The sequence below is a fragment of the Actinoplanes sp. CA-051413 genome (assembly GCF_050955795.1).
Classification (GTDB): domain Bacteria; phylum Actinomycetota; class Actinomycetes; order Mycobacteriales; family Micromonosporaceae; genus Actinoplanes.
In genome coordinates this window covers 7,526,324-7,550,048 of record NZ_CP192100.1, presented here as the reverse complement: position 1 = coordinate 7,550,048, position 23,725 = coordinate 7,526,324, and the positions used below count along the sequence as shown (strand labels likewise).

Here is a 23,725-nt window from a genome sequence, read left to right as displayed (position 1 = left end):
GCCGCTGTCCTCTCAGCGGTCGGCGAAGCGTTGGGCGAATGCCATCAGATCCCGCCGTTCGATCGCCGCCGCCATCAGGTCCGGAAACGCGTCCGGTGTGCACGCGAACGCCGGCACGCCCAACGCCGCCAAAGCCGCCGCATTCTCGTGGTCGTAGGCCGGCGCCCCCTCGTCCGACAGGGCCAGCAGCACGACCACCTGCACCCCCGCGGTTTTCATCTCTGCCACCCGGCGCAGCATCTGCTCCCGGACCCCGCCCTCGTACAGGTCGCTGATCAGCACGAAGATGCTGTCCCGGGGCCGGGTGATGAGCTGCTGGCTGTAGCCGATGGCCCGGTTGATGTCGGTGCCACCGCCCAGCTGGGTGCCGAACAGCACCTCGACCGGATCACTCAGCTCCTCGGTCAGGTCGACCACCGCCGTGTCGAAGACCACCAGCGACGTCCGCAACGACCGCATCGAGGCCAGCACCGCAGCGAACACCCCGGAGAACACCACCGAGGCGGCCATCGAGCCGGACTGGTCGACGCAGAGCACCACGTCCCGCTGGATCGCGGTGGCGCGCCGGCCGTAGCCGATCAGCCGTTCCGGGATGATCGTGCCCGGACCCGGCTGGTAATGCTTGAGGTTCGCCCGGATCGTCCGGTCCCAGTCGATGTCGGCGTGCCGCGGCCGGTTGATCCGCGCGGCCCGGTTCAGCGCGCCGCTGACCGCCGCCCGGGTCTGCTGGGCGACCCGCTTCTCCAGCTCGGTGACCACCTTGCGCACGACCTGCCGGGCCGCGTCCTTGGTGCGTTCCGGCATCACCCTGTTCAGCGAGAGGAGCGTGCCGACCAGGTGCACGTCCGGCTCGACCGCGGCCAGCATCTCCGGCTCCAGCAGCAGGCGGGTCAGGTCGAGCCGCTCGATCGCGTCGGCCTGCATCACCTGCACGACGGTGCTGGGGAAGTACTCGCGGATGTCGCCGAGCCACCGGGCCACCTTCGGCGCCGAACTGCCCAGCCCCGCCGAGCGGGCTGTCCGGCTGCCCTCGCCGTCACCGCCGCCGTCGTACAGGGCTGACAGGGCCGCGTCCATCGCACCGTCGCGGCCCTGCGCCGTGCCGAGTGACTCCTCGGCCGGACCGCCGAGCACGAGCCGCCAGCGTCGCAGCCGCTCGCGCCGGGCGGGATCTTCGCTGTCCGTCATGAGACCTCCCGGCCCAGCAACGCACTCAAGGTCGGCAGCACCAGAGCCGCCCGGTCGTGGTCCAGCACCAGCGGCTCGCCGGCGGCGCCGCCCGCCCCGCCCGGGTCCGCGACGCGCTCACCGATCGCCCGGCGCTCACCCGCGGCAAAAGCCCCAAAGGTACGGCGCAGCAACGGCAGAACGTCATCGAATGCGTCCGGTGCGATGTCGGCGAGCCACCCGTCGAGCAGTTCGAGCAGCGCGTCATCGTGCACGAGCAGCAGGCCACCGCCGGCGAGGAAACCCTCGACCCAGGCGGCGCCGTGCGCGGGTGGCGTACCGATGGTCAACGGCAACCGCAGCCGCCGCTGCACCTCGGCGGTCCCGAGCCGGCCGGCGTCGAGCAGCAGCCGGGTGAACCGTCCGGCGAGCAGCCCGTGCAGATCCGCGCGTCGCGAGGCGGACTCCATTGTGGTCAGCCAGCGGTCGCGCAGCTCGTCGTCGTCGAGCAGGCTCACCGCGGAGTGCACGCCGTCGATGTGAGACCGCAACTCCTTCGCGGCCTCGTCGGACAACGAGCCGACGGCGGAAGGCAACCCGGCGCAGACGCGGGTCAGCAGGCTGGCGGTGACGGTGGCCAGCCCGGCGACATCGGTGCGCCGGACGTCGCCGTACCGCAGGGTGCGGGCCAGAGCGGGAATGGCGGCCATCAGGTGGTTGATGTCGGCGTCGAGCGCGGCCCGGGTGTCGAGCGCGGCCAGCACCGGCGGGTACGCGTCCGCGAGGTCGGCGAGCAGGCACACCTCGACGAGCGCGGTCACGTCACCGAGCGACGCCGCTTTACGGGCCGCGTCGGTCACCTTGGTGGTGGCTGCGGCGACGACGGTGGTGCCGTACATGCTGCCCTCGACCAACTGGATGGCGAAGTCGGGCAGCCACCGCAACCGCCACTGCTCCCGGAACGTGCCGGTGCCACGCTGGGTCGTGTCGGCCTCGCCCCACGGCACCCCGATCGCGCGCAGCCGGTGCAACAGCCGGCTGCGGGCCAGATCGATGTCGCGGCGCAGGTCAAGGTCAAGAACGCGTTCGAGCGCCTCGGCCTTGAGCCGCACGGACCGCTGCTGGGCGGCAAGATCCCGGGCCAGCGGTACGGCGGGCATGGCATCAGGAACCGCACCGAGCCGCTCACCGACAACCAGCCGCCGATCGATCAGCTCGACCCGCAACGGCTCGCCGTCACACATGACCGCCTCAGCAGCTTCGGTCACCTCGGCCAGCCCGGCCAACGGTCGCCCGCGAACGGCGGCCAATGCCTCGGCCAGCCGGGTGGCCTCGATGACGTGCGCGGAGGAGGTGGGCACACCCTCGGCTCGAAGCACCTGAGCAGCATCAACAAGCCAGCGCGGCACAACGTCGTCACCGGTGGTGAACAGGTGGTGGTACCAGCCCGGCGACCGCACCCCGGCGCCGTAACCGGACCAGGAGGCGAGCCGCCCGTACGTCCAGGGCACCCAGGTGAAGACGACCTTGGCCTTCTTCCGCCCCTTGAGCAGAGCGGCATCCTCCCGCGCAGTGACCTTCCGGGCGAGCGCGGGCACATGCCAGGCCCCGCAGACAACGGCGATGTTCTCGTGGGTGCGCCGCACCTCCCGCAGCACCGTCCGCATGTAGGCCTCCCGCAAAAGATCCTCAGGATCCTCGGGCGCGTTCTCCCGGATGGCCGTCATGGCCTCAGCGATGGCGTCGAACGCAGGCATCCCCCGATGTTCAACAACGTCCTCCCACCACCGCTCGGGATCGTCGTAGCCGGCGGCGGCAGCCAACTCCCCGATGGGGTCAACAGGCCGCAACCGCAAGACGGGCTCACCCCCGGCAGCCTGAGCGGGTATCTCGTGCTCACTGTCCACAACAGACCTCAGGTTGGCGGGACCTGAGGAGACGCCGGGCGGGCTCGCAAATTCTGTGCTGGAGGGATCCAGGTCTGAAGACACCGCTGGTGCCGTGCCAGTGCTCGGCAGTGCCGCCGGATCCGGCGGGAGGGCGGCGCCAGGCGATGCCGGGTCGGGAAGCGGCCCAGCACCCGGTGGCGCCGGGTCCGAGGGCGGCGGCCCAGCCGAAGGCGGCGCATCCGGAGTCCGCTTGTCAGTCAACCGATAGGCATACGGCAGATCGAAGAACCGAACCGGCACCCCCCGCTCCGCCGCCCACCGCATCGCCTGCCATTCCGGGGAGAACACCGCGAACGGCCAGAACGCCGCCCGCCCCGGGTTGTCCGCCGCGTAGCCCAGCAGCGCCACCGGCGGCTCCAGGCCGGCATCTGCCACCCAGCGGACCAGGTCGTCTGCCTCCGGTGGGCCTTCGATCAGGATGATGTCCGGCTGCTGGCGGTCGAGCTCCTGCACCACCGCCCGGGCCGAGCCGGGGCCGTGGTGGCGGATGCCGTAGAGCCGTTCAGGCATCGCGGGCGGCGCGGTAGAAGTCTCGCCAGTCGGTGCGTTCGCGGACGACTGTTTCCAGGTATTCGCGCCAGACGACGCTGTCGGAGACCGGGTCCTTGATGACTGCGCCCACGATGCCGGCGGCCACGTCGCTGGGGTGCAGGTGGCCGTCGCCGAAGTGGGCGGCCAGGGCCATGCCGCTGGTGATCACCGAGATGGCTTCGGCCGGGGACAGGGTGGCGGTGGGGGATTTCAGTTTGGTGCGGCCGTCCTCGGTGAGGCCGCTGCGCAGCTCCCGGAAGATCGTCACGACCCGGCGGATCTCCTCCAGGGCGGTGGGGACCTCGGGCAGGTCCAGGGATTTGCCGAGCTGGCCGACCCGGCGGGCGACGATCTCCACCTCTTCGTCGGCCGACGCGGGCACGGGCAGGACCACCGTGTTGAACCGGCGGCGCAGCGCGCTGGACAGCTCGTTGACGCCGCGGTCGCGGTCGTTGGCCGTGGCGATCAGGTTGAAGCCGCGCTGAGCCTGGACCTCCGTGTTGAGCTCCGGGACCGGCAGGGTCTTCTCCGACAGCACGGTGATCAGGGCGTCCTGCACGTCGGACGGGACGCGGGTCAGCTCCTCCAGCCGGGCGATGGTGCCGGTCTGCATGGCCCGCATCACCGGGCTGGGCACCAGGGCCGCCTCGGACGGGCCCTCGGCGATCAGGCGGGCGTAGTTCCAGCCGTACCGGATGGCCTCCTCGGCGGTGCCGGCCGTGCCCTGCACCAGCAGGGTGGAGTCGCCCGAGATCGCGGCCGCCAGGTGCTCGGACACCCAGGTCTTGGCTGTGCCGGGCACGCCGAGCAGTAGCAGCGCGCGGTCGGTGACCAGGGTGGACACCGCGACCTCCATCAGCCGGCGCGGCCCCACGTACTTCGGGGTGATCTTGGCGCCGTCGCCGAGCAGGTAGGTCACCACCGCCTGTGGCGACAGCCGCCAGCCGGGCGGGCGCGGGCGCTCGTCCGTCGTGGCGAGCAGGGCCAGCTCCTCGGCATACTGGTCCTCGGCGTGCGGTCGCAGTGCGGTCACTCGGGCTCCCTGTGTGTCCCTGCGGGCGATGGGCGATGCCGGGAACGTTACTCAGGCCCCCCGACAAGATGGGCCGGACAAGATGGGCCGGTCAGCGCAGCTCCTGCAGCATCTCGTAGCGGAAGTCGAGGGTGCGGGCCAGGTCGGCCACCGGCCGGACCCGGGACACGTCGCCCTGCTGCTGATCGAGCTCCTCGGCCAGCCGCGCCACCGGCACCGCATATCGGGGCGGCATGGCCAGCGCGGCCGCCCGGCACAGCTCCGCCAGCTGCCAGCTGTGCTTGTCCGTACGCGCGCGGTGGGCGATCGTCTCCACCACCGCGACCGCCAGCTCCTCCGGCCATTCGCCCGGGTGCACCGCGAGCAGCCGGTGCGCGAGGTGGTCCTCGCGGCGCAGGAAGTCGGCGGCGATCCGGGCCAGGTCGGCCGGTGGCAGCAGCAGGTGCAGATCCCATCGCACCGCCTCGCGCAGCTTGGCCGCGCCTTCCCCGGTGTCGTTGAAGACGAGCGCCGTGGCCCACTCGGACTCGGCCTGGACGATGGCGGCCTTGGCCCAGCCGTGCAGCAGCGGCGTCTCCCAGTCGTGGCCGCGGGCCAGCGCCACGACCGCGGCGGGGGTGCGGTCGAAGGCGGCGGTCCAGGTGCTCAGCGGCGTGCCGGCGACGACCTCCTCCAACAGCCAGGCCTGCACTCCCGTGCCGCGTGCGGGCTGGGCCGCCACGCCGTCGCGCCGCAGCTCCGGGGTCAGCTCCGCGGGCGGGGTGACGACGAGCCGGCCTTCCCAGCGCACCGCCTCGTGCGCCCGCACTGTCATCCGTTGGGCCAGCGCCGATCCGGGAAGTCGTTGCAGCAGGTCGAGGGCCGTCTCCCGGACCTCCTTGCGGCGGTCGTCGAGCGCCTGCTCCAGGAAGGCGTCGTCGGCGAGGGACAGGCCGGTGTCGAGAGCGGCCACGAAACGGGCACGGTCGTCGGGCGCCTCCGTCGGCCAGGTGCTCTGCAACAGAGCAAGAGCGGCGGCCGGATCGGTGGCGCGCAGCCGTGACAGGTACGCCAGCCGTTCGCCCGCCGTGCCGGTCTCCCACACCTCCGGATCGCTGGGCACCCCGGCCGCGGGCGCCTCGTCGCGCAGCCACCGCCAGTCGGGCCGCATCCCGGCCAGCCAGGCGCCACGATTGCCCGCCACCTTGCCGAGCGCGGGCCGGATCGCCGCGTTGCGCCGGCCCGCATCCAGCAGCGCCGGCAGCGTCTCGGGCGGCACGTGCCCACCGTGCGCGGCGGCTGCTCCGAGCCACTGGGCCAGCAGCTCCTGCACCTGCTGAGCGCCGCCGGGCGCCGCGCCGTCGGTGAGCAAACGGATCAGCCGGGCCGCGGCGGCCTCCGGGAACGGCGCATCGACCTCCGCGGGCGCGGGCTCGACCGGTGCGTGGCCGGACTCCGGGGTGACACCGGCTCGGCGGTACGTCAGCGCGGTCGCCGCCGCCTCCAGCAGCGAGGACTCTCCGGTGTGCAGCTCGCGGTCACCGATGTGGACCGTCGACGAGGCCCACGGCCGCCGAGCCGTCCCCACCAACGCCACCGCGAGCAGGTCGGCCGGCAGCTCGGGCCGGCGTGCCATCGCGGGGCCGGGGGCCGGTGCGGCGGCCGGCACGTGCCGGCCGTGGACCCAGGCGGCGAGCGGTCGCAGCCCCGCGGGGGACCATTCACCCGCGACGGTGGCCGGTGCGCCGCCGGCCGCCGCCAGCAGCCACCAGGGCTCTTGATGGCCGGGCGCCAGCGGCAACGACTCGCCCGCGGTGTCGGTGAGGAACCCGTCGGCGCTGGGTGCGACGCCGCCGATCAGCATCGGCGCGTCGGAACGCCACGGCTCGGCCGCGACTGTGGTCGCCCAGCCGGCCAGGGCGGCCCGCAGCCCCGCCGCGCCGGCCGGCGCGGTCAATGGCTGCGGCGTGCCGAAGTGCTCCCGTACGAGCGCGCGCAGCGGTGCGGCTCCGGGATAGAAGCAGAGCGCCGCGTCGATGACGCTGCCCGGCACGAGCTCGGCGGACAGGGACTGGCCCGGCGCGGCGAACGACAGGACCAGCGCGAACCGTCCGGTCGTGGCCCCCAGCAGCCAGGTGCGCCGGGTGGTGATCGCGCCCTCGTCGCTGTCGACCTGGCCCAGGATCTGCCAGCGGTCGCGGACCGGCGTCGTCGCGAGCACGTCCTCCTGACTCACCGGGAAGCCGATCCGGGACCGGACTGTCGCGGCCAGGGCGGGCGGCAGGCTGTCGAGGCGTTCGTGACCGGCGACCAGCAGGCGGATCATCGCGAGGCCGCCGACCAGCCGGTCGGCCCACTGCGGGCCGATGCCCGCCGCGCCACCGAGGCGCCGGACCGCCGAGGCCACCGTGGGGGCCTGCGCGTCCACGAGGCGGGCGGCCATCGTCTCGTACGGCTGGCGCCCCGCCTGTTGCGCCCCGGCCAGCCCTTGCTGCACCTGGTCGTCCAGCCATCGCCGCAGCTCGGCCATCCCCGCCGCGACCCGCTCGGCGCGTTGCTGCCCGCGCTTGCGGGCGCCTTCCGGGTCCACCGGCCCGGGCTGCCGGGGTGCGGCCCGTGCGGCCCGGCCCGCGAGCCATTCCGTCACGAAGGCCGGTGCCGTGGTGGCCGGCTCGATCCCGCCGCCCTCGGCCCAGAGCAGCAGCAGCCCGAGCGCGTGCTTGCACGGGAACTTCCGGCTCGGGCAGGAGCACTTGTAGGCCGGGCCCGCCAGGTCGACGCACACCTGATAGGGCTGCCGGCCGCTGCCTCGGCAGAGCCCCCACAGTGACTCGCCGAGCAGCCCGGTCTGCTGCCACTTGGCGGCGCTGCTCACGCCGCGCGCACCCTTCAGCGAGCTCGCGTCGGGGGCGAGCGCGGCGACGTGGGTGGCAGTCCAGCGTTCAACAGGCACTGTCGCACTCTAGAAGCCCGGTACGACAAAATACGGCCAACTAACTAGTTAGTCAGCTAGGCTGACCGGCATGGTCCGCGATGCTGAGGACACCCGGAGACGGCTGCTGGAAGCCGCGGCGACCGAGTTCGCCGAGCGGGGCATCGCCGGCGCCCGGGTCGACCGGATCGCGGCCGCCGCCATGGCCAACAAGGCGCTGATCTACTCCTATTTCGGCAACAAGGAGGACCTGTTCGACGCCGTGTTCCACGCCCTGGTGGTGGACACCGTCGAGGACGTCCCGATCGACCCGGACGATCTGCCCGGCTATGCGGCCCGGCTGTTCGACCGGATCCAGCAGCAGCCGTACGCGTTGCGCCTGGCCCTGTGGTACTCCCTGGAGCGCGGCAGCGCGACCATGCCGGCAGCCGTCGTCGCGGCCGACGAGCAGAAGGTCGCCGCCATCGCGGCCGCGCAGCGGGCCGGCCGGATCAGCGACCGCTTCCCGCCCGGGGAGCTCCTGGCCCTGGTCACCGGCCTGTCCGTGCTCGGCTCGCCGGATCTGGCCCTGACCCACACCGCGGGGCCCGACGGCCTCGCCGCACGCCGCCGGACGGTCGTCGAGAGCGTCCGGATCCTCACCGCGAAGGACACCACATGAAGGTCATCATCTTCGGCGCGACCGGCATGGTCGGTCAGGGTGCGCTGCGCGAGAGCCTGCTGGCCGCCGACGTCGAGCAGGTGCTGTCCGTCGGGCGCCGGCCCACCGGGGTACGGCACCCGAAACTGCGCGAGGTCACCCTGGCTGATGTTGCCGACCTGACGCCGATCGAGGACGAGCTGCGCGGCTACGACGCCTGCTTCTACTGCCTCGGCGTCTCCTCGGTCGGGCTCGACGAGGCGGCGTACACGAAGATCTCGTACGACTATCCGGTCGCGGCCGCGCACAAGCTCGCCGGGCTGAACCCCGGGATGACCTTCGTCTACGTGTCAGGCGCGGGGACCAAGCCCGACGGCCGGCAGATGTGGGCGCGGGTCAAGGCCCGGACGGAGATCGAGGTCATCAAGACCTTCCCGAACGGGTACGGCTTCCGTCCCGGCTTCATCCAGCCGACCCACGGCGCCACCTCGAAGACCGGCATCTACCGGGTGACCTACGCGCTCACCGCGCCGCTGATCCCGGTGCTGTTCAAGATCGCTCCGAAGTACGTGACCAGCACCGACCGCCTCGGCCGGGCCATGCTCCGGGCCGCGCGCACGGGTTTCGCCACCCGCATCGTGGAGAACGCGGACCTGCGCTGACGTCCCGGCCAGCACCGCGCCGAAGGCGAGCAGCATGCCGAGCACCTGCACGGGGGTCAGCGCCTGACCCAGGGCGGCCCACCCGACGGCGGTCGCCACCACCGGCGAGAGCAGCGCGAGCAATGAGACCCGGGCCGCGGGCAGGCGGTCCAGGCCGCGGAACCAGATCGTGTACGCCAGCGCGGTGCCGACCAGCGACAGGTACGCGTACCCGGCGACGTTCACGCCGGTGAGCGTCGCCGGCAGTCCCTCGACGCCGAGCGCCAGTGGCGTGAGCAGCAGTCCGCCGGCGGTGAGCTGCCAGCCCGTGGTCGTGAGCAGCGAGGCGTCCGGGCGTCCCCAGCGCTTGGTCAGCACCAGGCCGAGGGCCATCGACGCCGTCCCGGCCAGCCCGGCCAGCAGCCCGATCGGGTCGAGCCGGGCCTCGGCGGTCAGCACGGCGAGCGCGACCCCGCCCGCGCCGACGACCGCGGCCAGGACCGTCCGCAGCGCGACCCGCTCGGTCAGTAGCAGCACGGTCAGCCCGGCGACCAGCAGTGGTTGCGCCGCGCCGAGCACTGCCGCCATCCCGCCGGGCAGCCGGTACGCGCTGACGAACAGCAGGGCGAAGAACACGCCGATGTTGAGCGTCCCGAGCACCGCTGAGCGCCACCACCAGTCGCCGCGGGGTAGCCGGCGGGTCAGGGCGACCAGCAGCAGCCCCGCGGGCAGGGCGCGCAACGCGGCGGCGAGCAGCGGCCGTCCGGGCGGCAGGAACTCGGTGGTGACGGCGTACGTGGTGCCCCAGACGACCGGGGTCAGGGCGGTGACCAGCAGAACCGGCGGGCGCATCCGAACTCCCTCGACGCAAAGTATCTCGACATCAAGAGACTTGCCCGGAACTGCCTTCTTGTCAAGAAGCTCGACATCGAGAGAATGGGGTGGTGGCTCACACCGACGGCGTCGACCGGATCACCGAGCAATGGCATCGCGAGCGTCCGGACCTGGACACGACGGCGATGGCGGTGTTCGGCCGGATCTACCGGCTGGCCCGGATCGCCGGCGACGAGGGCGAACGGGCGTACGCGGACTTCGGCATCGGCCGCGCGGAGTTCGACGTGCTGGCGACGCTGCGCCGGTCGGGGGAGCCGTACGAGCTGTCGCCGGGGGCCCTGGCCGCCTCGATGATGCTCAGCACCGGCGGCACCACCGCGCGGCTGGACCGGCTGGAGAAGGCCGGCCTGGCCGAACGCCGCCCGTCACCCTCGGATCGCCGCGGCGTGCTGGTCAGGTTGACCTCGAAGGGCATCAACGTCGTCGACCGGGCCGTGGCCGCCGGTCTGGCCCGGCAGCAGAGCCTGCTGAGCCACCTGTCTCCGGCGGACCAGCGCCGGCTGGCCGACCTGCTCAGAGCCGCGCTGGAGCCGCACGAAGGCTAGGGCTTGCGGGCGACCGCGCCGTACATGGCGATGTGGGCCGGGTTCGGGCGGGGCTCCGGCTCGGACTCCGCGCGCCACTCGCTGACCGGGGTGACGCCCGGCTCGACCAGCTCCAGCCCGCTGAACAGGTCGGTGAACTCGGCGCGGTCCCGGGGCCAGATGTTGGTGACCCCGGCCGCCAGCGCCGCGTCGTAGTCCGCCGCCATCTTCGCGGGCAACGGGTCCTTCGTCGCGTTGGTCACCACGAGGAAACTGCCGCTGGGCAGGGCGTCCATCAACGTACCGACGATCGGCCGGCCGGCGCCGTACCCCTGGACGAAGTGCAGCACCGCGACCAGCATCAGCGCGACCGGCTCGCCCAGGTCGAGGGTCGCCCGCAGGTCGGGGTCGGCCAGGATCTGCTCGGGCGACCGCAGGTCGGCCTCGATGTAGGTGGTGCGACCCTCGGGGGTGCTGGTCAGCAGGGCCCGGGCGTGCACCATGACCATCGGGTCGTTGTCGACGTAGACGACCCGGCTCTCCGGCGCGATGCCCTGTGCCACCTCGTGGGTGTTGTCCGCCGTGGGCAGGCCCGTGCCGATGTCCAGGAACTGCCGGATGCCGGCCTCCGCGGCCAGGTAGCGGGTGGCCCGCTGCAGGAAACGGCGGTTCTCCAGCGCGGCCAGCCGGGCCGTCGGGAAGGTCTTGAGGATCTCGTCGCCGGACGCCCGGTCGACCGCGAAGTTGTCCTTGCCGCCGAGCCAGTAGTTGTACCGGCGGGCGGGCTGCGCGGTCGTGCTGTCGATCTGGTCGCTCACGGGACCTCCAGGATGGACACCGGAGGAGATCCTATGCGGCCGCTCCGTGCCCGGTGGGGACGACCTCCGCCTCCTTGGGCGGCGGGGGCGGGGTGCCGTCGCCGAACGGCCGGCCGCCGAGCGCCTCGCGCCCGTGCTCGGTGAGCCAGTTGCCCAGCTCAGGGCCCGCCGGCACGATCCCGGTCGGGTTGATGTCGCGGTGCACCTCGTAGTAGTGCTGCTTGATGTGCACGAAGTCGATCGTGTCCCCGAAACCGGGCGTCTGGAAGAGATCCCGCGCGTACGCCCACAGCACCGGCATCTCGGTGAGCTTCTGCCGGTTGCACTTGAAGTGGCCGTGGTAGACCGGGTCGAAACGCACCAGCGTGGTGAACAGCCGCACGTCGGCCTCGGTGATCGTGTCGCCGGCCAGGTAGCGCCGGCCGGACAGCAGCTCGGAGAGCTTGTCGAGGCGGTCGAAGAGCCGGTGGTACGCCTTCTCGTAGGCCTCCTGGGTGCCGGCGAAACCCGCGCGGTAGACGCCGTTGTTGACGTCGGCGAAGACGAACTTGTTCACCTTGTCGATCTCCTCGCGCAGGTGCTCCGGATACAGCTCGGGGGCGCCCTCGCGGTGGTACTTCTTCCACTCCAGGCTCAGGTCGACGGTGATCTGCGCGAAGTCGTTGGTCACCACCTGCCCGGTCGGCACGTCCACGATCGCCGGCACGGTGATGCCCTTGTCGTAGTCGGGGAACCGGGCGAGGAAGGCCTCCTGGAGCCGTTCGATGCCGAGCACCGGGTCCCGGCCGCCGGGGTCGAGGTCGAAGGTCCAGCTGCGCTCGTCGTGCGTCGGGCCGGCGATGCCCATACTCAGCACGTCCTCGAGCCCGAGCAGCCGCCGTACGATGATCGCCCGGTTGGCCCACGGGCAGGCGCGGCTGACCACCAGCCGGTAGCGGCCGGGCTCGACGGGATAGCCGTCGCGGCCGTCGGCCGTGATCCGGGTGGCGATGTAACGCTGGTCGCGGGAGAACTCACCGGACGGGTTGACGTAGGCCATGAGACTATCGTGCCCCGGCAGCGGGGTGCGCCAACGTCAACGCGTCAATTTCCGGGGAGACGCTGGTCGCAGGGCGCGGGGGCCGGTTTTCTGGCAGGGTTGACAGATGAACGCGAAGATCACGAGTTACCTCGCCCGCTGGACGGCCTGGGTCCCGATCCTCGCCGTCGCGGCCCTCATCCTGACGTGGGGTCGCGACCTGCCGCCGCCGGCCGTGATCATCAGCGGCCTGCTGCTGGCCGGGGCCGTGCTGGCCGCGGTGCACCACGCGGAGGTGGTCGCCCACAAGGTCGGCGAGCCGTTCGGTTCGCTGGTGCTGGCCGTGGCCGTGACCATCATCGAGGTCGCCCTCATCGTGACGCTGATGATCAGCGGCGGCGACAAGGCGCAGGCGCTGGCCCGCGACACGGTCTTCGCGGCCGTGATGATCACCTGCAACGGCATCCTGGGCCTGTCCCTGCTGGTCGGCGCGATCCGCCGGCGGGTGGCCGTCTTCCACTCCGAGGGCACCGGCGGCGCGCTGGCCGCGGTGGCGATGATCGCCACCCTGAGCCTGGTGCTGCCCAGCTTCACGACCAGCCGCCCGGGCCCGCAGTTCTCCCCGGCCCAGCTCGGCTTCGCCGCGGTGGCCTCACTCGGGCTCTACCTGCTGTTCGTGCTGGTGCAGACCCACCGGCACCGCGACTACTTCCTGCCGATCACGACGGCCGGCGAGATCATCAAGGAGGAGGACCACCTCGAACCGCCGACCCGCCGGGCGGCCCTGACCAGCGTGGGCCTGCTGCTGGTCGCCCTGATCGCGGTCGTCGGTCTGGCCAAGGGCGTCTCCCCGTCGATCGAGTCGGCGGTCGCCGCGGCCGGCATGCCGCAGGCGGTGGTCGGCGTGGTGATCGCGTTGCTGGTGCTGCTGCCGGAGACCATTGCCGCGGTACGGGCGGCAGCACGTGACCGCATGCAGACGAGCCTCAATCTCGCCCTGGGCTCGGCGATGGCGAGCATCGGCCTGACCATCCCGGCGATCGCCATCGCGATGATCTGGCTGGAGGGTCCGCTGCTGCTCGGCCTGGGCGGCACACAGATGGTGCTGCTGGCGCTGACGGTGGTGGTCGGCACGCTGACCGTGGTCCCGGGCCGGGCCAACGTGCTGCAGGGCGGCATCCACTTGGGACTGCTGGCCGCCTTCCTGTTCCTGGCGGCGAGCCCGTAGCCTGCCCGGCCATTGGCTGAGGAAACGACGAGGCCCCGCACGGTGATTTGTGCGGGGCCTCTCTGTGCCGTACGGCTGACCAGCTCGGTCGGCGGACCGCTCACCTGTCTGCCGCATGCCAACTACAAAACCTTGTATTAGGCCAAACGTCAAGACCTCTACTTGGCCTACTTAATGGATATGTCACTTGGCCTACATGCCGACCAGGGACGATGCACTCGTGACTCTTGAGGCGGCGGTACGGAAGCTCCGCATGGCGGAGGCCGGGGTGCCGCGTGCTCAGGAGCGGGCGGCCCAGATCATCCGGGAGGCCCGGGAGAAGGTGGACCAGGCGCGCGCCGACCTGGCCGAGGAGATCCGCGCCGCTGACCGAGCGGGGATGCGCCAGGTAGACATCGTGGCTGCCACCGGTTACAGCCGGGAGCGAATTCGCCAAATCCTTCTTGACAGTTGACTGTCAGGCCCCTCCCGCAGGGCGCCGTGATGTGAGTGCCGGACGATGACGATCCGCCGTCACCTCCGGCCACCCGCGAGGCTGCCGTACCCCTGGCTTTGTGACGGTGGGTGCGTCCCGCCGCCCCCGTGGCGGCGGGACTCACTGCTTCAGGCCGACTGGCGCAGCACCAGCGTCGGCTCGTAGATCACCGATGAGATGCGCATCGTGGGGTCCTCGATGCGGGCCATCAGCAGGCGTGCGCTTTCCGCGGCCATGTCCTCCAGCGGATGCCGCACCGTCGTCAGGGCCGGATTCGCCGCCACCGCCGCGCTGCTGTCGTCGAAGCCGACCATCGCCACGTCCTCCGGCACGCGGCGGCCCGCGTCGCGCAGGGCCAGGAGGGCGCCGAGCGCCATCAGGTCGTTGGCCACGAAGACGCCGTCCACGTCCGGGTGCTCGGCCAGCAGGGTGCGCATCGCCTGCTCGCCGCTCTCCTGGGTGAAGTTGCCCGAGGCCAGCGGCACCCAGGCGTGCCCGTGCCGGGCCATCGAGCGGCGGAAGCCGGTGATCCGGTCGTTGCTGGCCGGCACGTCCGCCGGGCCGGAGATCATCGCCACCAGCTGGCAGCCGCGGCCGACGAGGTGGTCCGCGGCCAGTGACGCGCCGGTGTCATTGGCCAGGTCCACGTAGTTGATCGGCACCGGGTCGGCCGGGCGGCCGATCATCACCGCGGGCACGCCGGCGTCGGTGAGCATGCGCGGCAGCGGGTCGTGGCCGGGCAGCGACAGCACGATCACGCCGTCGGCCTGGCCGTGGCGCAGGTCGCCGACCAGCCGGGTGCGCTGCTCCTCGGTGCCGACGATCTGCAGCGCCAGCTGGATGCCGGCCGCGCGCAGCACGCTCATCAGCCCGCCGACGACCCGGCCGAAGTACGGGTCGGCGAAGAACCGGCCCATGAACGGGTCGTCATCGTGCGACTCCGAGTCGGACACGACCAGGGCCACCGTGCCGGTGCGCCGGGTGACCAGCGAGCGGGCCAGCCGGTTGGGCACATAGCCGGTCTGGCCGACCGCGTTCCACACCATCTCGTGCAGTTGCGGGTCCACGTTGCGGATGCCGTTGATCACCCGGGAGACGGTCGCCCGGGAGACGCCGGCGACCCGGGCCACGTCCTCCAGCGTCGGCAACCGCTCGCCGACGGGCAACCGCCGGGTGCCGGCGGTCATGGGGTGAGGCTCCGGGTCTGCATAACAGTTTTTATAGCACATGGTGGAGAGCGCTCTCCGACCTGGCCTTCCGGGCCCGCCTCCAGGCGCTCAGGTTCCGGAACCACCGGGGCATATTGACGTACGCGCAACCTCGGCGTAACACTTCGGAAAGCGCTCTCCAAGTTATGTCGGCCGATCCCCCGCACGTCCGGCCGTGGTGCCATCCGTCCTCACCCCCGTGGGAGAACTCATGAGAACAGCAAGAAGCCGGCTCAGACGGCTCGTCGCGCCGCTGGGTGTCGCCGCCGTGGCGGGATCGCTGCTGGTGGCCGGAGTGCAGTCGGCGCAGGCCGCCGACACCCTGCTGTCGCAGGGAAAACCGGCGCTCGCGTCGTCGCTGGAGAACGGTGAGTCGCCGGCGGCGGCCGCGGTCGACGGCCGTACGGACACCCGGTGGGGCAGCCAGTGGGCGGATCCCCAGTGGTTGCGCGTCGACCTGGGCAGCACGGCCACGGTCACCCAGGTCGTGCTGCAGTGGGAGGCCGCGTACGCGAAGGCGTACCAGATCCAGACCTCGCCGGACGGCAACGCCTGGACCACCATCTACAGCACCACGACGGCTGCCGGCGGCAGCCAGACCCTGACGGTCAACGGCAGCGGCCGGTACGTGCGCATGTACGGCACCCAGCGCGGCACCGGCTACGGCTACTCCCTGTACGAGTTCAAGGTGTACGGCACGAGCACCAGCACACCCCCGGCCGGCGGCGGCTACGTCCTGGCGAACCCGCCCGTCACCGGTGTCACTCCGTCGACGGCGACGCCACCGGCGACCAACCCGCCCACGACCCACCACGAGTTCCAGGCGAACTGCTCGGTGAGCCGCTCCAACCTGCCGGACGACCCGATCGTCTTCCCCAACATGCCGGGCGCCTCGCACTCGCACACGTTCATGGGGAACACCACCACGAACGCGGCGACGACCCTGAACAGCCTCAACGCCGGCGGCACCTCCTGCATCACGCCCGGTGACAAGACCGGCTACTGGATGCCGACGCTGCTCAACGGCGACACGGCCGTGCAGCCGGTGGGCCGCCAGGTCATCTACTACAAGAGCGGCGTGATCGACTACCGCAGCGTGCGCCCGTCCCCGCCGGGCCTGCGGTACGTGGTCGGCAGCCCGTCGGCGACCCTCGACGAGTTCAAGAACGCGCCGGGTGCGGTCGAGGGCTGGGAGTGCGGCGACAGCGTGCGCAACTGGGACTTCCCGGCGAACTGTCCGGCCGGCACCCAGCTGAACATCCGGTACCAGGCGCCGAGCTGCTGGGACGGCATCCACCTGGACACGCCGGACCACAAGAGCCACATGGCGTACCCGACGGTCGGTGTGTGCCCGGCCAGCCACCCGGTGGCGGTCCCGATGGTCGAGTTCAAGATGGCGTTCCCGGTGAGCGGCACCATGGCGAACGTGCGGCTGGCGAGCGGGCGGGCGTACTCGTTCCACTACGACTTCTACAACGCCTGGGACGCGCGGACCCTGAACGCCCTGGTGACCCACTGCATCAACGGTGGGCTGCAGTGCGACCCGCGCGGCTTCGACCAGTACAAGCCGGACCGGGGCGCGGCCCTGAACGAGAACTACGTCCTGCCGTAACAGTCACACGAAATGGTCCGGGTGCCGCTGGTCGGGTGCCCGGACCATTTCGTGGCGTCGGGATAACAGTTATTTCCCGCTGAATTTTGTCGCCGGCAGCTGTGCGAGAAATTGCCGGCATCCGGCGAGCACCTGGGCGGCGAGGTCCTTGGTCCGCGGCTCGAGGCCGGCTTTCCCCTCGCTCTCGGCGAGCTTGACGCCCTGCTCAAGATGCGCTTTGAGGTGCTGGGCGAGCAGCTTGTCGAAGGCGGCGCCCTGGGCGGCCGCGGCCTGAGTGACCTGCTCCGGGGTCACCATGCCCGGCATCGGCATGCCCTTGTGCGGATTCTCGGCGGGCAGCCTGGCCTCGTCGTGCAGGCCTCGCAGGGTGCTGAGCTCCTGCTCATGGGTGGTCTTGACCTCGGCCGCGAGGGACCGCAGGCCGGGATCCGAGGCGTGTGTGGGAGCCAGGTCGAGCAGCGGCAGAAGCTGCTCGTTCATGGCGATGGTGATCTCGACCCAGGCCAGGTCGGTGCCGCCGAAGAAACCGGCGGCCGACGAACTGGCGACCGGCGGTGCGGCGGTGGTGGACGTCCCGGAGTCACAAGCGCCGGCACCGAGCAGCAGGGTCAGTAGGCAGCTGCCCGCTACAGCCCGCAGCGCGATGCTCACAAAAAACTCCATTCGCAAAGGAAGCATCTCAGTCTCTGCGGCGGTGCAGGCCCTGTCAATATCGCCATCTGGAATTCCAATGCCGCACGGTTCCGGAACCAAAAGATATTGACGGGCCGCAACACCGCGGCAACAATCAACTCAGTCCGGAAAACGCTCTCCCGAAGCGGCCGGCCCACAGAATTCCCCTGCGCGCCACGGTGCCACCGAGGCTGTGGCGCGCAGGGGCCTCCAGCTCCCGGAACGGCCGGCACCCAGGTCTCCCTTCCGGAGATGGTCGCGCGGGCGGGTGCTTGTACCCCGGATCATCGGGTGAGCGTCGCTTGCAGGCGCCTCGCCTCTCTCGTCAGGCGTGCACTTCCCGGCTTGGCCGCTGCTTCCGCCAGGCCCGCGATCTCCGTTCTGGCGCCGATCGCCGAGGCCACCTGCGTTGCCAGCTCCAACAGGTCGGGCAGACCGCGTGACCCCTGCGGCAGCAACGGCGGGATGGAAGCCACCAGGACGTCCCACACCGCGGCCGAGGCTCCGGCGCGGTGAGCGTCGGCCAGGGCGAGCACCACCCGGTTGAGCTTCACCGTGCCGTCTGCGCACAGGTCGCCCATGTCTGCTCCCATCGCCGAGGCGACCGATGCGTCGGTCACCGCCAGCGCGAGGAACGCGTCCACGCCCGCCACCCGGTCCTGCTCATGGCGGGCGCCGAACACGTAGGTGATGGCCAGCGACATGGCCGGGCCGGGCGGGCCCGTGCATTCCGCCAGCGTGGGGAGCAGCGTCCCGCCGCCGCGCTCGTCCTGGTCGGCCAGACGGGCGAGGGCCGGCAGCGCCCAGGCCGCGGTGATCTCCCGGTGGTGGGGGAGCACCATGGCCAGGGTGGTGACGTCACCGGTCAGTTCCGCGCCGGAGTAGTTCGGCTTGGGGCGGCGTTCCAGCCAGGTCAGGTGATTCTCGAGCAGTCCGGCGGTGCGGGCCGGGCGGAGATTCGCCATGACGCGACGGCCGGCGATCTCCTGGAGCAGGACACCGGGCTCCGAAGCGACGGACCGTTGCTCGAAGCGGGTGCTTGCCGGATCGGGCAGACCGCCACCGGCCAGCCACTCGGCGAACTGGTGTCCGGCCGGCGAGGTCAGAGCTCGGGCCCGTTGCCGGACCGAGGCGTCGACCTCGCGGGGGACTCGTAGGAGGGCTTGTTCGAAGTCCGTGGGCCACGGCTGCCGGCCCTGCGCCTCGGCTCGGACGAGCCGGTCCAGCAGAGTCTCGGCGTCGAGGCTGCCGTTGACGTGCGTCGGTGTGGCGAACAACTCCGCCACCGGCGTGCGCGTCACCTCCACTGCCAGCTCCGCAATGCGCAGCGCCGGCACACCGTTCGGGGTGGCGATCAGAGGATTGCCGTGGGACGGGTCTTCCTGGCGCGCGGCACGCACTGCCGCGATCATGCGTTCCCAGGCGCGACCGTGTCGCTTCGGGTCGATGACGCTCCAGAGCGCCTCGCCGAGGAAGACCAGGCGCGGCCGGTGGTTCCACCGCTGATCGCCGAAGGCATCCGGGTGGCGGTCGAACACCGGCTCGAAAACCTCGGCGAGGTCGGACGTCCGGCCGGCGGCGTGCAGGGTCACGATGCCCGCGAGCACGCGCTCCCAGCGGACGCCGGACTCCTCGCGGATGAGGGCGACCACCTCCTCGGCCAGCTCCGCCGCGCTCGCGATCGGCGGCGGCATGACGGCCGGCGGCACCCGCGCCGGCAGCGGAAGGTCCGCAGGAGAACCGACTGATCCGTAAGCGCCCGGACCGATGGCGCCTGCACCCATGAGCCCGGAGTGGTCTGAGGTGCCGGTGGCCGGACCGAAGACAGTGGCAGCGCCCGGAAGCCCAGCTGCCGCCTCGGCAAGAGCGGCCACCACGAGCGGCGGCAGCCCTGCGGCATGCCGGCCGATCAGCGTCAGCGCCCGCTCCTGAACATCAAGCGCCGGATGCTCCAAGGCGACGGCCACCACCTCCATCACCTCAGCGATGCGGTCAGGCTCCCGCCGAGCGACCCTCTCCAGCCACACCAGCTGAGCCTTGACCAGAGACCTCTCCTTCCGCACCAGCACCGACCGGCTCGCTTCCAGGACTGTCTCCAGCTCCAGGCGGCCCTCCTCGTCGAGGCTGCGCAGGGCGCGCTGGGCCATGGTGGCGATCGGTGACGGTGCGTCGGGCAGCAGCCGGACGTAGTCGAGGGCGTGGCCGGCCACCTCGTCGTTCGTCGGGGTCAGGGCTTCGAGCAGCATGGCGAACGGTCGCAGGGCCACCGGCCGGTCGCCGCGGACCAGACGATCCACAGTGGCATCAAGAATCTGCCGACGCTCGAGCCGACCCTCGGCAACAAGCTGGGCGACCGCTGACGGGAACAGCGGAGTGCTCTGCCAGCTGCCGTCCGCCTCGGAGAAGTGCCCTTCGTTCAACGCGTTGCCCAGGCCGTCGATGGTGAACAGCGCCGGCACGAACAGATCGAGGTAGGAGCTTTCGCGGAGGAGGTCGACCAGCCGGGTCGGCCCGCCCTCGTTCCGGAACCGCAGCATCTCGGCGAGCCAGCCGCGAACCATTCCCTCGCTGGTCGGCGGCTCCGCGTCCGCCGCGCGCAACAGAGCAGCGGGGAACTCCCATTGGCCCGTCCACGAGTCGTCGGGGCGCACCCGGGCCGCCAGCCGGGTGCCGAGGTCGCCCAGCCACGGCAGCTGCCGGGCCTGGGCGATCGTGATGAACCAGTCGGCGGGGAGCCGGCCCCAGCCCTCGCGCATGACCGGCCGGATCAGCAGCGCCGCCGTCTTGGCGGCGGACGAGAAGCACGCGATCGCGATCAGGGCGTAGCCCCGGGCCGGATCGTGGCGTGGGCGGTGCCAGTCGTCGGCGGTCATCGCCTTGATCCGGGCCTCGAACTCCTTGGCGAAGGCCAGCCGCTGCGTTTCATCCGCGCTGAGCAACAGCCCGGCGAGCTGGTCGATCTCGCCCTCGCCCGTGAGGCGGTCGAGCGTCTCCCATTCCAGGCTCACGCCGGCCCTCCCGCGCGGACGATGCGTACGGCCAGCGCATGCTTGCACGGCCCCCGTTCCCCTCGGTGTTTCGCCCACCAGGGGCAGGTGCACGAGAACACGTCGTCGGCGTGGCGCACGTGGTACGTGTCGTCACCGCTCCGCACGACCGCGACTTCTCCCGTCACCTCCACCGCGCCCGCGGCGACCAGGGCCCGTGCTCCGGCCAGCCGGGGATTCATCCGCTCCACCACCTCCGCCGCGTACGGCAGGGTGCGATGGAAGTAGCCCGCCTCGGCCACGTCATAGCCGACGCGGCCCGCCGTGCCGAGCTGTGTCAACGCGTCGCGCACCCGCTGGGCCCCGATGCCCGCCGCTGTCGCCAGCGCGTTGACGTCGATCGCCGGATCCCAGGAGAGCAGCGCGCTGACCAGCTCGGCGTCGTCGGCCGCCTCGTCGCTCGCCAGTGACTCCAGGACCGCGCCCTCGCCGGAGAAACCCCGGTGTGGCTCCGGTGACAACGTCAGTGACAGCCGAAGCGCCGGCATGCTCAGCTCCCAGGTGCTGGCCACCGGTCCACTGCCGGTCGCGACCGCGGGGCCGTAGACGCGCAGGCTGGTCGCGTACCGCAGGAAGGGTTTGAGGGCGACCAGCCGGCCGGCACCCGGCAGGCAGATCGCGCCCGGCACCGGCCGGGACGTGAGGCGCAGCGAGCGCCCGGCGGGAAGCGCCCACAGCACGGAGCGGTCGCCCGCCGTCAGGCGTTGGAGCAGGGCTCGGGCCTCGGTCACGCCGATCACGGCGCGCGGGTCGAAGCGGGACGTCAGCACCTGCGCCTCGGCGAAGCCGCGCAGCCAGCGGGACGGCAGCGGCACCTTGCGCTCGACGAGAGGACCGTCGAACGTGGACACCGTCAGGTCGTCGGGCCCGACCGCGAGGTGCAGCGGGTCGACGCGGCCCACCCGGGTCAGCGCGCGTTGCAGCGGCGGGTTGACGTCGATGTTGGTGGTGCCGTGCCCGGTGATCTCGCCGTCGATGCCGGGCGGCAGCACGTCCAGGCGGGCGTAGACGCCGCAGCAGCCGGAGAACGACTCGAAGCGCAACCTGTCCGCCCCGGCGGTGACGACCGGGTCCAGGCTGGCCGGGTCGAACGGCCGGAAATAGCGGCTGCGGGCGACCTCGGCGACGGCCAGCAGCCCGGTCGCCGTGGCACCCGGCTCGGTCAGGAAGCCGGTGAAGAATCTCGGGTGTGCCGCCGGGCCACCGCAGGTCTGCAACGTGAGCCCGCCGGCCGGGACCAGATCCGAGGAGCCAAGGTAGGAGTACGTCGCGGAGACCATGCGGAGAAGGTAGAGAGGGGGTACGACACTTCGGCTCACGGGTCCAGATCGGCGCCGATGGCGTAGTGGTCGGACGGGTAGAGCCCGTCGATCGGGCGGTCGCCGGCGATGAAAGCGCCCCGGACCGTCACGGCGGTGTCCGGGCGTCCCGGGCGCACCAGCACGTGGTCGATCCGGCGGTCGATCAGCGTGGTCGCCTCCAGCGGCGCGTACGGCAGCAGCGAGTCCAGAGTGGTCGCCCCCGGATCACCGCCACCGGCCTCCCACGTGTCCACGGTCACGGCGCGCAGCGGGGCCAGCTCGGGCTCGTCCGGCGGCGCGTTCAGGTCGCCGATCAGCAGCACCGGCAGGGGCCCGTCGAACGCCGGGTCCGTCACCAGCTCGGCGAGCGCCACCGTCTGCACGGCCCGGTCCTCGGCGTAGTGCGGCTCCCACTCGCGGCACGTGACGATGACGTACAGGTTGCCCCGGGGATGGTCCAGGGTGCCGATCAGTGCCGTCGGCGGCGGACCGGGGCGCTGGGGGTGCGGCAGCTCGCGGACCTCGGTGCGCAGGATCGGCCAGCGGCTCAGCAGACCGAGCCCGACCACCGCCCCGAGCTGGCCGGGCTCCTCGACCGGATCCGGCTCGGGTGGCAGCGAGGTGGGTGCGAACGCCGCGTGCAGGCCGAGCTGCTTCGCCAGCACGTCGGCCTGTGTCGTGCCGTCGGCGGCCCAGGTCTCCACCAGACCCACCACATCCGGCTGGTACGTCTCCAGGGTGGTTCTGATGCCGGCGGCCCGCTCGCGCCAGTTGCCGCCGAAACGCCACCATACGTTCCAGGTCATGACCCGCATGCAGAGACGGTAAGCCCGCCGGGGTTGGATGGCACGGTGAGCCGACCCGTTCTGCTGCTGGATCTCGACGGGGTGCTGAACCCCTTCGCCGCGTCCTCCTGCCCCGACGGATACCTCGAGCACGAGTTCTATCCCGGTGAGGGCCCGGAGCGCTACTGCCCGGACCACGCCGCGTGGATCACCGAGCTGGCCGCCGCCGGTGACCTGCACTGGGCGAGTGCCTGGGGCGAGGACGCCAACACCCTCTTCGGCGCGAAGGTGGGCGTCGCCCCGCTGCCGGTGGTCACCTTCCCGCCGCTACCGTTCCCGCCGGAGGCCAAGGTGCCGGCGGTGGCGGAGGTGGTGGGTGACCGCCCGGTTGCCTGGATCGACGACAACCACACCGAGGCGGGCCGCCGCTGGGCCGCCGGGCGGTCGGCACCCACGCTGCTGGTGCCGATCGACTCGGCCGTCGGCTGGACCCGCTCCGACGTGGACCGGGTCCTGGCCTGGACGGCCGGCCTCGCGGGCTGAGCGGTCTCAGGCGTTCTGCCAGAGGCCGATCAGGTTGCCCTCGGTGTCGTGGACGTAGGCCGAGAAGCCCATGTCCCCGACCGGCTGCCGGCCGATCGCCACCTGGCCGCCCAGCTTCTCGATCCGGGCCAGGGCGTCGTCCAGGTCGTCGACGCCGATGGTGATCACCGGGCTGGTGATCGGGCCCTGCTTGGCGAGCATGCCGCCGTTGATGCCGCCGGGCTCACCCGGCCGGCCGGACTCGTCGGTCGCGGTGGTGGTGACCATCGTGTAGCCCATGCCCGGCATGCTCGCCAGCTGCCAGCCGAAGGCTTCGCGATAGAAGGTGTGCGCCCGGTCCGAATCGTCGAACGGGACCTCGAAGTGGACGACTTTGTCCATGACTCCTCCTCAGCTCATTGCCGACGATAGACCCGGCCACCGACAGAATCCGGGGTTCGCTCGCCGACCCGCAGATCCCGTTCGAGCTCGGCGATCACCGCGCGGAGATCGTCCAGGCGCTGGCTGATCGCGAGCCGGTCCAGCTCGTCCGGCTCGCCGTCGCCGTCAGCGTCGAAGTCCGGCGCCAGGCCCTCGGTCAGCTCCAGCCGGCGGACCTCCTCCATCGAGTTCACGATGACCGCGATCAGGATGTTAACCAGCAGGTTCACCGTGATCAGGATGTAACTGACGTAGTAGACCAGGGTCCAGGCCGAGACGGCCAGGCCCTGCTCGATCAGCTGCGCAGC

The 23,725-nt window shown here is 71.7% G+C and carries 20 protein-coding genes and 1 pseudogene; 7 read left to right on the top strand and 14 right to left on the bottom strand.

Translation table 11 applies throughout. The features are described from left to right. Window positions 1-12 precede the first annotated feature (12 nt). From ACQP2Y_RS35490 to ACQP2Y_RS35475, 4 genes are all read right to left on the bottom strand, one after another. Entirely contained in the window at window positions 13-1,188 is a 1,176-nt protein-coding gene (locus tag ACQP2Y_RS35490) for a VWA domain-containing protein (RefSeq protein ID WP_433720415.1), read from the bottom strand. Continuing rightward, entirely contained in the window at window positions 1,185-3,626 is a 2,442-nt protein-coding gene (locus ACQP2Y_RS35485; protein WP_433720413.1) for a DUF5682 family protein, read from the bottom strand. The genes ACQP2Y_RS35490 and ACQP2Y_RS35485 overlap by 4 nt, the downstream gene beginning before the upstream one ends. Beyond that, window positions 3,619-4,680 carry an ATP-binding protein gene (locus tag ACQP2Y_RS35480; protein ID WP_433720412.1) on the bottom strand — a complete coding sequence of 354 codons (1,062 nt, stop codon included), beginning with the start codon at window positions 4,678-4,680 and terminating at the stop codon, window positions 3,619-3,621. The genes ACQP2Y_RS35485 and ACQP2Y_RS35480 overlap by 8 nt, the downstream gene beginning before the upstream one ends. A 91-nt stretch (window positions 4,681-4,771) precedes the next feature. Next, window positions 4,772-7,612 (bottom strand): SWIM zinc finger family protein, encoded by a 2,841-nt coding sequence (locus ACQP2Y_RS35475; RefSeq protein ID WP_433720411.1) that lies wholly within the window; start codon window positions 7,610-7,612, stop codon window positions 4,772-4,774. A 70-nt stretch (window positions 7,613-7,682) separates the two neighbouring features. On the opposite strand from ACQP2Y_RS35475, the gene ACQP2Y_RS35470 reads away from it, so the two are divergent. Then, window positions 7,683-8,252 carry a TetR family transcriptional regulator gene (locus ACQP2Y_RS35470; protein WP_433720410.1) on the top strand — a complete coding sequence of 190 codons (570 nt, stop codon included), beginning with the start codon at window positions 7,683-7,685 and terminating at the stop codon, window positions 8,250-8,252. Next, a complete protein-coding gene (locus ACQP2Y_RS35465) occupies window positions 8,249-8,893 on the top strand; it encodes an NAD-dependent epimerase/dehydratase family protein (protein ID WP_433720409.1) in 645 nt (214 codons plus the stop codon). Before ACQP2Y_RS35470 ends, ACQP2Y_RS35465 begins: the two co-directional genes overlap by 4 nt. A gap of 69 nt (window positions 8,894-8,962) precedes the next feature. Here ACQP2Y_RS35465 and ACQP2Y_RS35460 read toward each other — a convergent pair. Further along, a pseudogene (locus tag ACQP2Y_RS35460) lies at window positions 8,963-9,724 on the bottom strand (EamA family transporter); the annotation flags it as partial. 92 nt (window positions 9,725-9,816) lie between these two features. On the opposite strand from ACQP2Y_RS35460, the gene ACQP2Y_RS35455 reads away from it, so the two are divergent. After that, a complete protein-coding gene (locus tag ACQP2Y_RS35455) occupies window positions 9,817-10,311 on the top strand; it encodes a MarR family winged helix-turn-helix transcriptional regulator (protein WP_433720407.1) in 495 nt (164 codons plus the stop codon). On the opposite strand, the gene ACQP2Y_RS35450 is transcribed toward ACQP2Y_RS35455, so the two are convergent. After that, a complete protein-coding gene (locus ACQP2Y_RS35450) occupies window positions 10,308-11,108 on the bottom strand; it encodes an SAM-dependent methyltransferase (RefSeq protein ID WP_433720405.1) in 801 nt (266 codons plus the stop codon). The two genes, ACQP2Y_RS35455 and ACQP2Y_RS35450, sit on opposite strands and share 4 nt — an antisense overlap. A 31-nt stretch (window positions 11,109-11,139) precedes the next feature. After that, window positions 11,140-12,147 (bottom strand): glutathione S-transferase family protein, encoded by a 1,008-nt coding sequence (locus tag ACQP2Y_RS35445; RefSeq protein ID WP_433720403.1) that lies wholly within the window; start codon window positions 12,145-12,147, stop codon window positions 11,140-11,142. A gap of 106 nt (window positions 12,148-12,253) precedes the next feature. On the opposite strand from ACQP2Y_RS35445, the gene ACQP2Y_RS35440 reads away from it, so the two are divergent. Both ACQP2Y_RS35440 and ACQP2Y_RS35435 read left to right on the top strand, forming a co-directional pair. After that, complete coding sequence (locus tag ACQP2Y_RS35440) at window positions 12,254-13,354, top strand: calcium:proton antiporter (RefSeq protein ID WP_433720401.1); 1,101 nt, start codon at window positions 12,254-12,256, stop codon at window positions 13,352-13,354. A 220-nt stretch (window positions 13,355-13,574) separates the two neighbouring features. After that, complete coding sequence (locus tag ACQP2Y_RS35435) at window positions 13,575-13,808, top strand: hypothetical protein (protein ID WP_433720399.1); 234 nt, start codon at window positions 13,575-13,577, stop codon at window positions 13,806-13,808. Window positions 13,809-13,957: 149 nt separating this feature from the next. Here the strand turns inward: ACQP2Y_RS35435 and ACQP2Y_RS35430 are convergent, their stop codons facing one another. Next, the gene (locus ACQP2Y_RS35430) at window positions 13,958-15,016 is read right to left on the bottom strand and encodes a LacI family DNA-binding transcriptional regulator (RefSeq protein WP_433720397.1); all 1,059 of its coding nucleotides are present in this window, start codon (window positions 15,014-15,016) and stop codon (window positions 13,958-13,960) included. A 232-nt stretch (window positions 15,017-15,248) separates the two neighbouring features. Between ACQP2Y_RS35430 and ACQP2Y_RS35425 the strand changes: the two genes are divergently transcribed. After that, window positions 15,249-16,649, top strand: a complete 1,401-nt coding sequence (locus tag ACQP2Y_RS35425; RefSeq protein ID WP_433720395.1) for a DUF1996 domain-containing protein — start codon at window positions 15,249-15,251, stop codon at window positions 16,647-16,649. A gap of 69 nt (window positions 16,650-16,718) precedes the next feature. Here the strand turns inward: ACQP2Y_RS35425 and ACQP2Y_RS35420 are convergent, their stop codons facing one another. The 4 genes from ACQP2Y_RS35420 to ACQP2Y_RS35405 all read right to left on the bottom strand — a co-directional run bounded on the left by ACQP2Y_RS35420 (window position 16,719) and on the right by ACQP2Y_RS35405 (window position 22,484). Then, entirely contained in the window at window positions 16,719-17,300 is a 582-nt protein-coding gene (locus tag ACQP2Y_RS35420) for a DUF305 domain-containing protein (RefSeq protein ID WP_433720393.1), read from the bottom strand. Window positions 17,301-17,605: 305 nt separating this feature from the next. Further along, window positions 17,606-20,329 carry a DUF6493 family protein gene (locus tag ACQP2Y_RS35415; RefSeq protein ID WP_433720391.1) on the bottom strand — a complete coding sequence of 908 codons (2,724 nt, stop codon included), beginning with the start codon at window positions 20,327-20,329 and terminating at the stop codon, window positions 17,606-17,608. Next, entirely contained in the window at window positions 20,326-21,648 is a 1,323-nt protein-coding gene (locus ACQP2Y_RS35410; protein WP_433720389.1) for an SWIM zinc finger family protein, read from the bottom strand. Before ACQP2Y_RS35410 ends, ACQP2Y_RS35415 begins: the two co-directional genes overlap by 4 nt. A 35-nt stretch (window positions 21,649-21,683) precedes the next feature. Next, window positions 21,684-22,484: an endonuclease/exonuclease/phosphatase family protein gene (locus ACQP2Y_RS35405; protein ID WP_433720387.1), complete on the bottom strand. Its 801-nt coding sequence runs from the start codon at window positions 22,482-22,484 to the stop codon at window positions 21,684-21,686. 36 nt (window positions 22,485-22,520) lie between these two features. Between ACQP2Y_RS35405 and ACQP2Y_RS35400 the strand changes: the two genes are divergently transcribed. Continuing rightward, a complete protein-coding gene (locus tag ACQP2Y_RS35400) occupies window positions 22,521-22,997 on the top strand; it encodes a hypothetical protein (protein ID WP_433720385.1) in 477 nt (158 codons plus the stop codon). Window positions 22,998-23,003: 6 nt separating this feature from the next. On the opposite strand, the gene ACQP2Y_RS35395 is transcribed toward ACQP2Y_RS35400, so the two are convergent. After that, complete coding sequence (locus tag ACQP2Y_RS35395) at window positions 23,004-23,378, bottom strand: VOC family protein (RefSeq protein WP_433720383.1); 375 nt, start codon at window positions 23,376-23,378, stop codon at window positions 23,004-23,006. 14 nt (window positions 23,379-23,392) lie between these two features. Then, a complete protein-coding gene (locus ACQP2Y_RS35390) occupies window positions 23,393-23,647 on the bottom strand; it encodes a hypothetical protein (RefSeq protein ID WP_433720381.1) in 255 nt (84 codons plus the stop codon). Window positions 23,648-23,725: the final 78 nt, after the last annotated feature.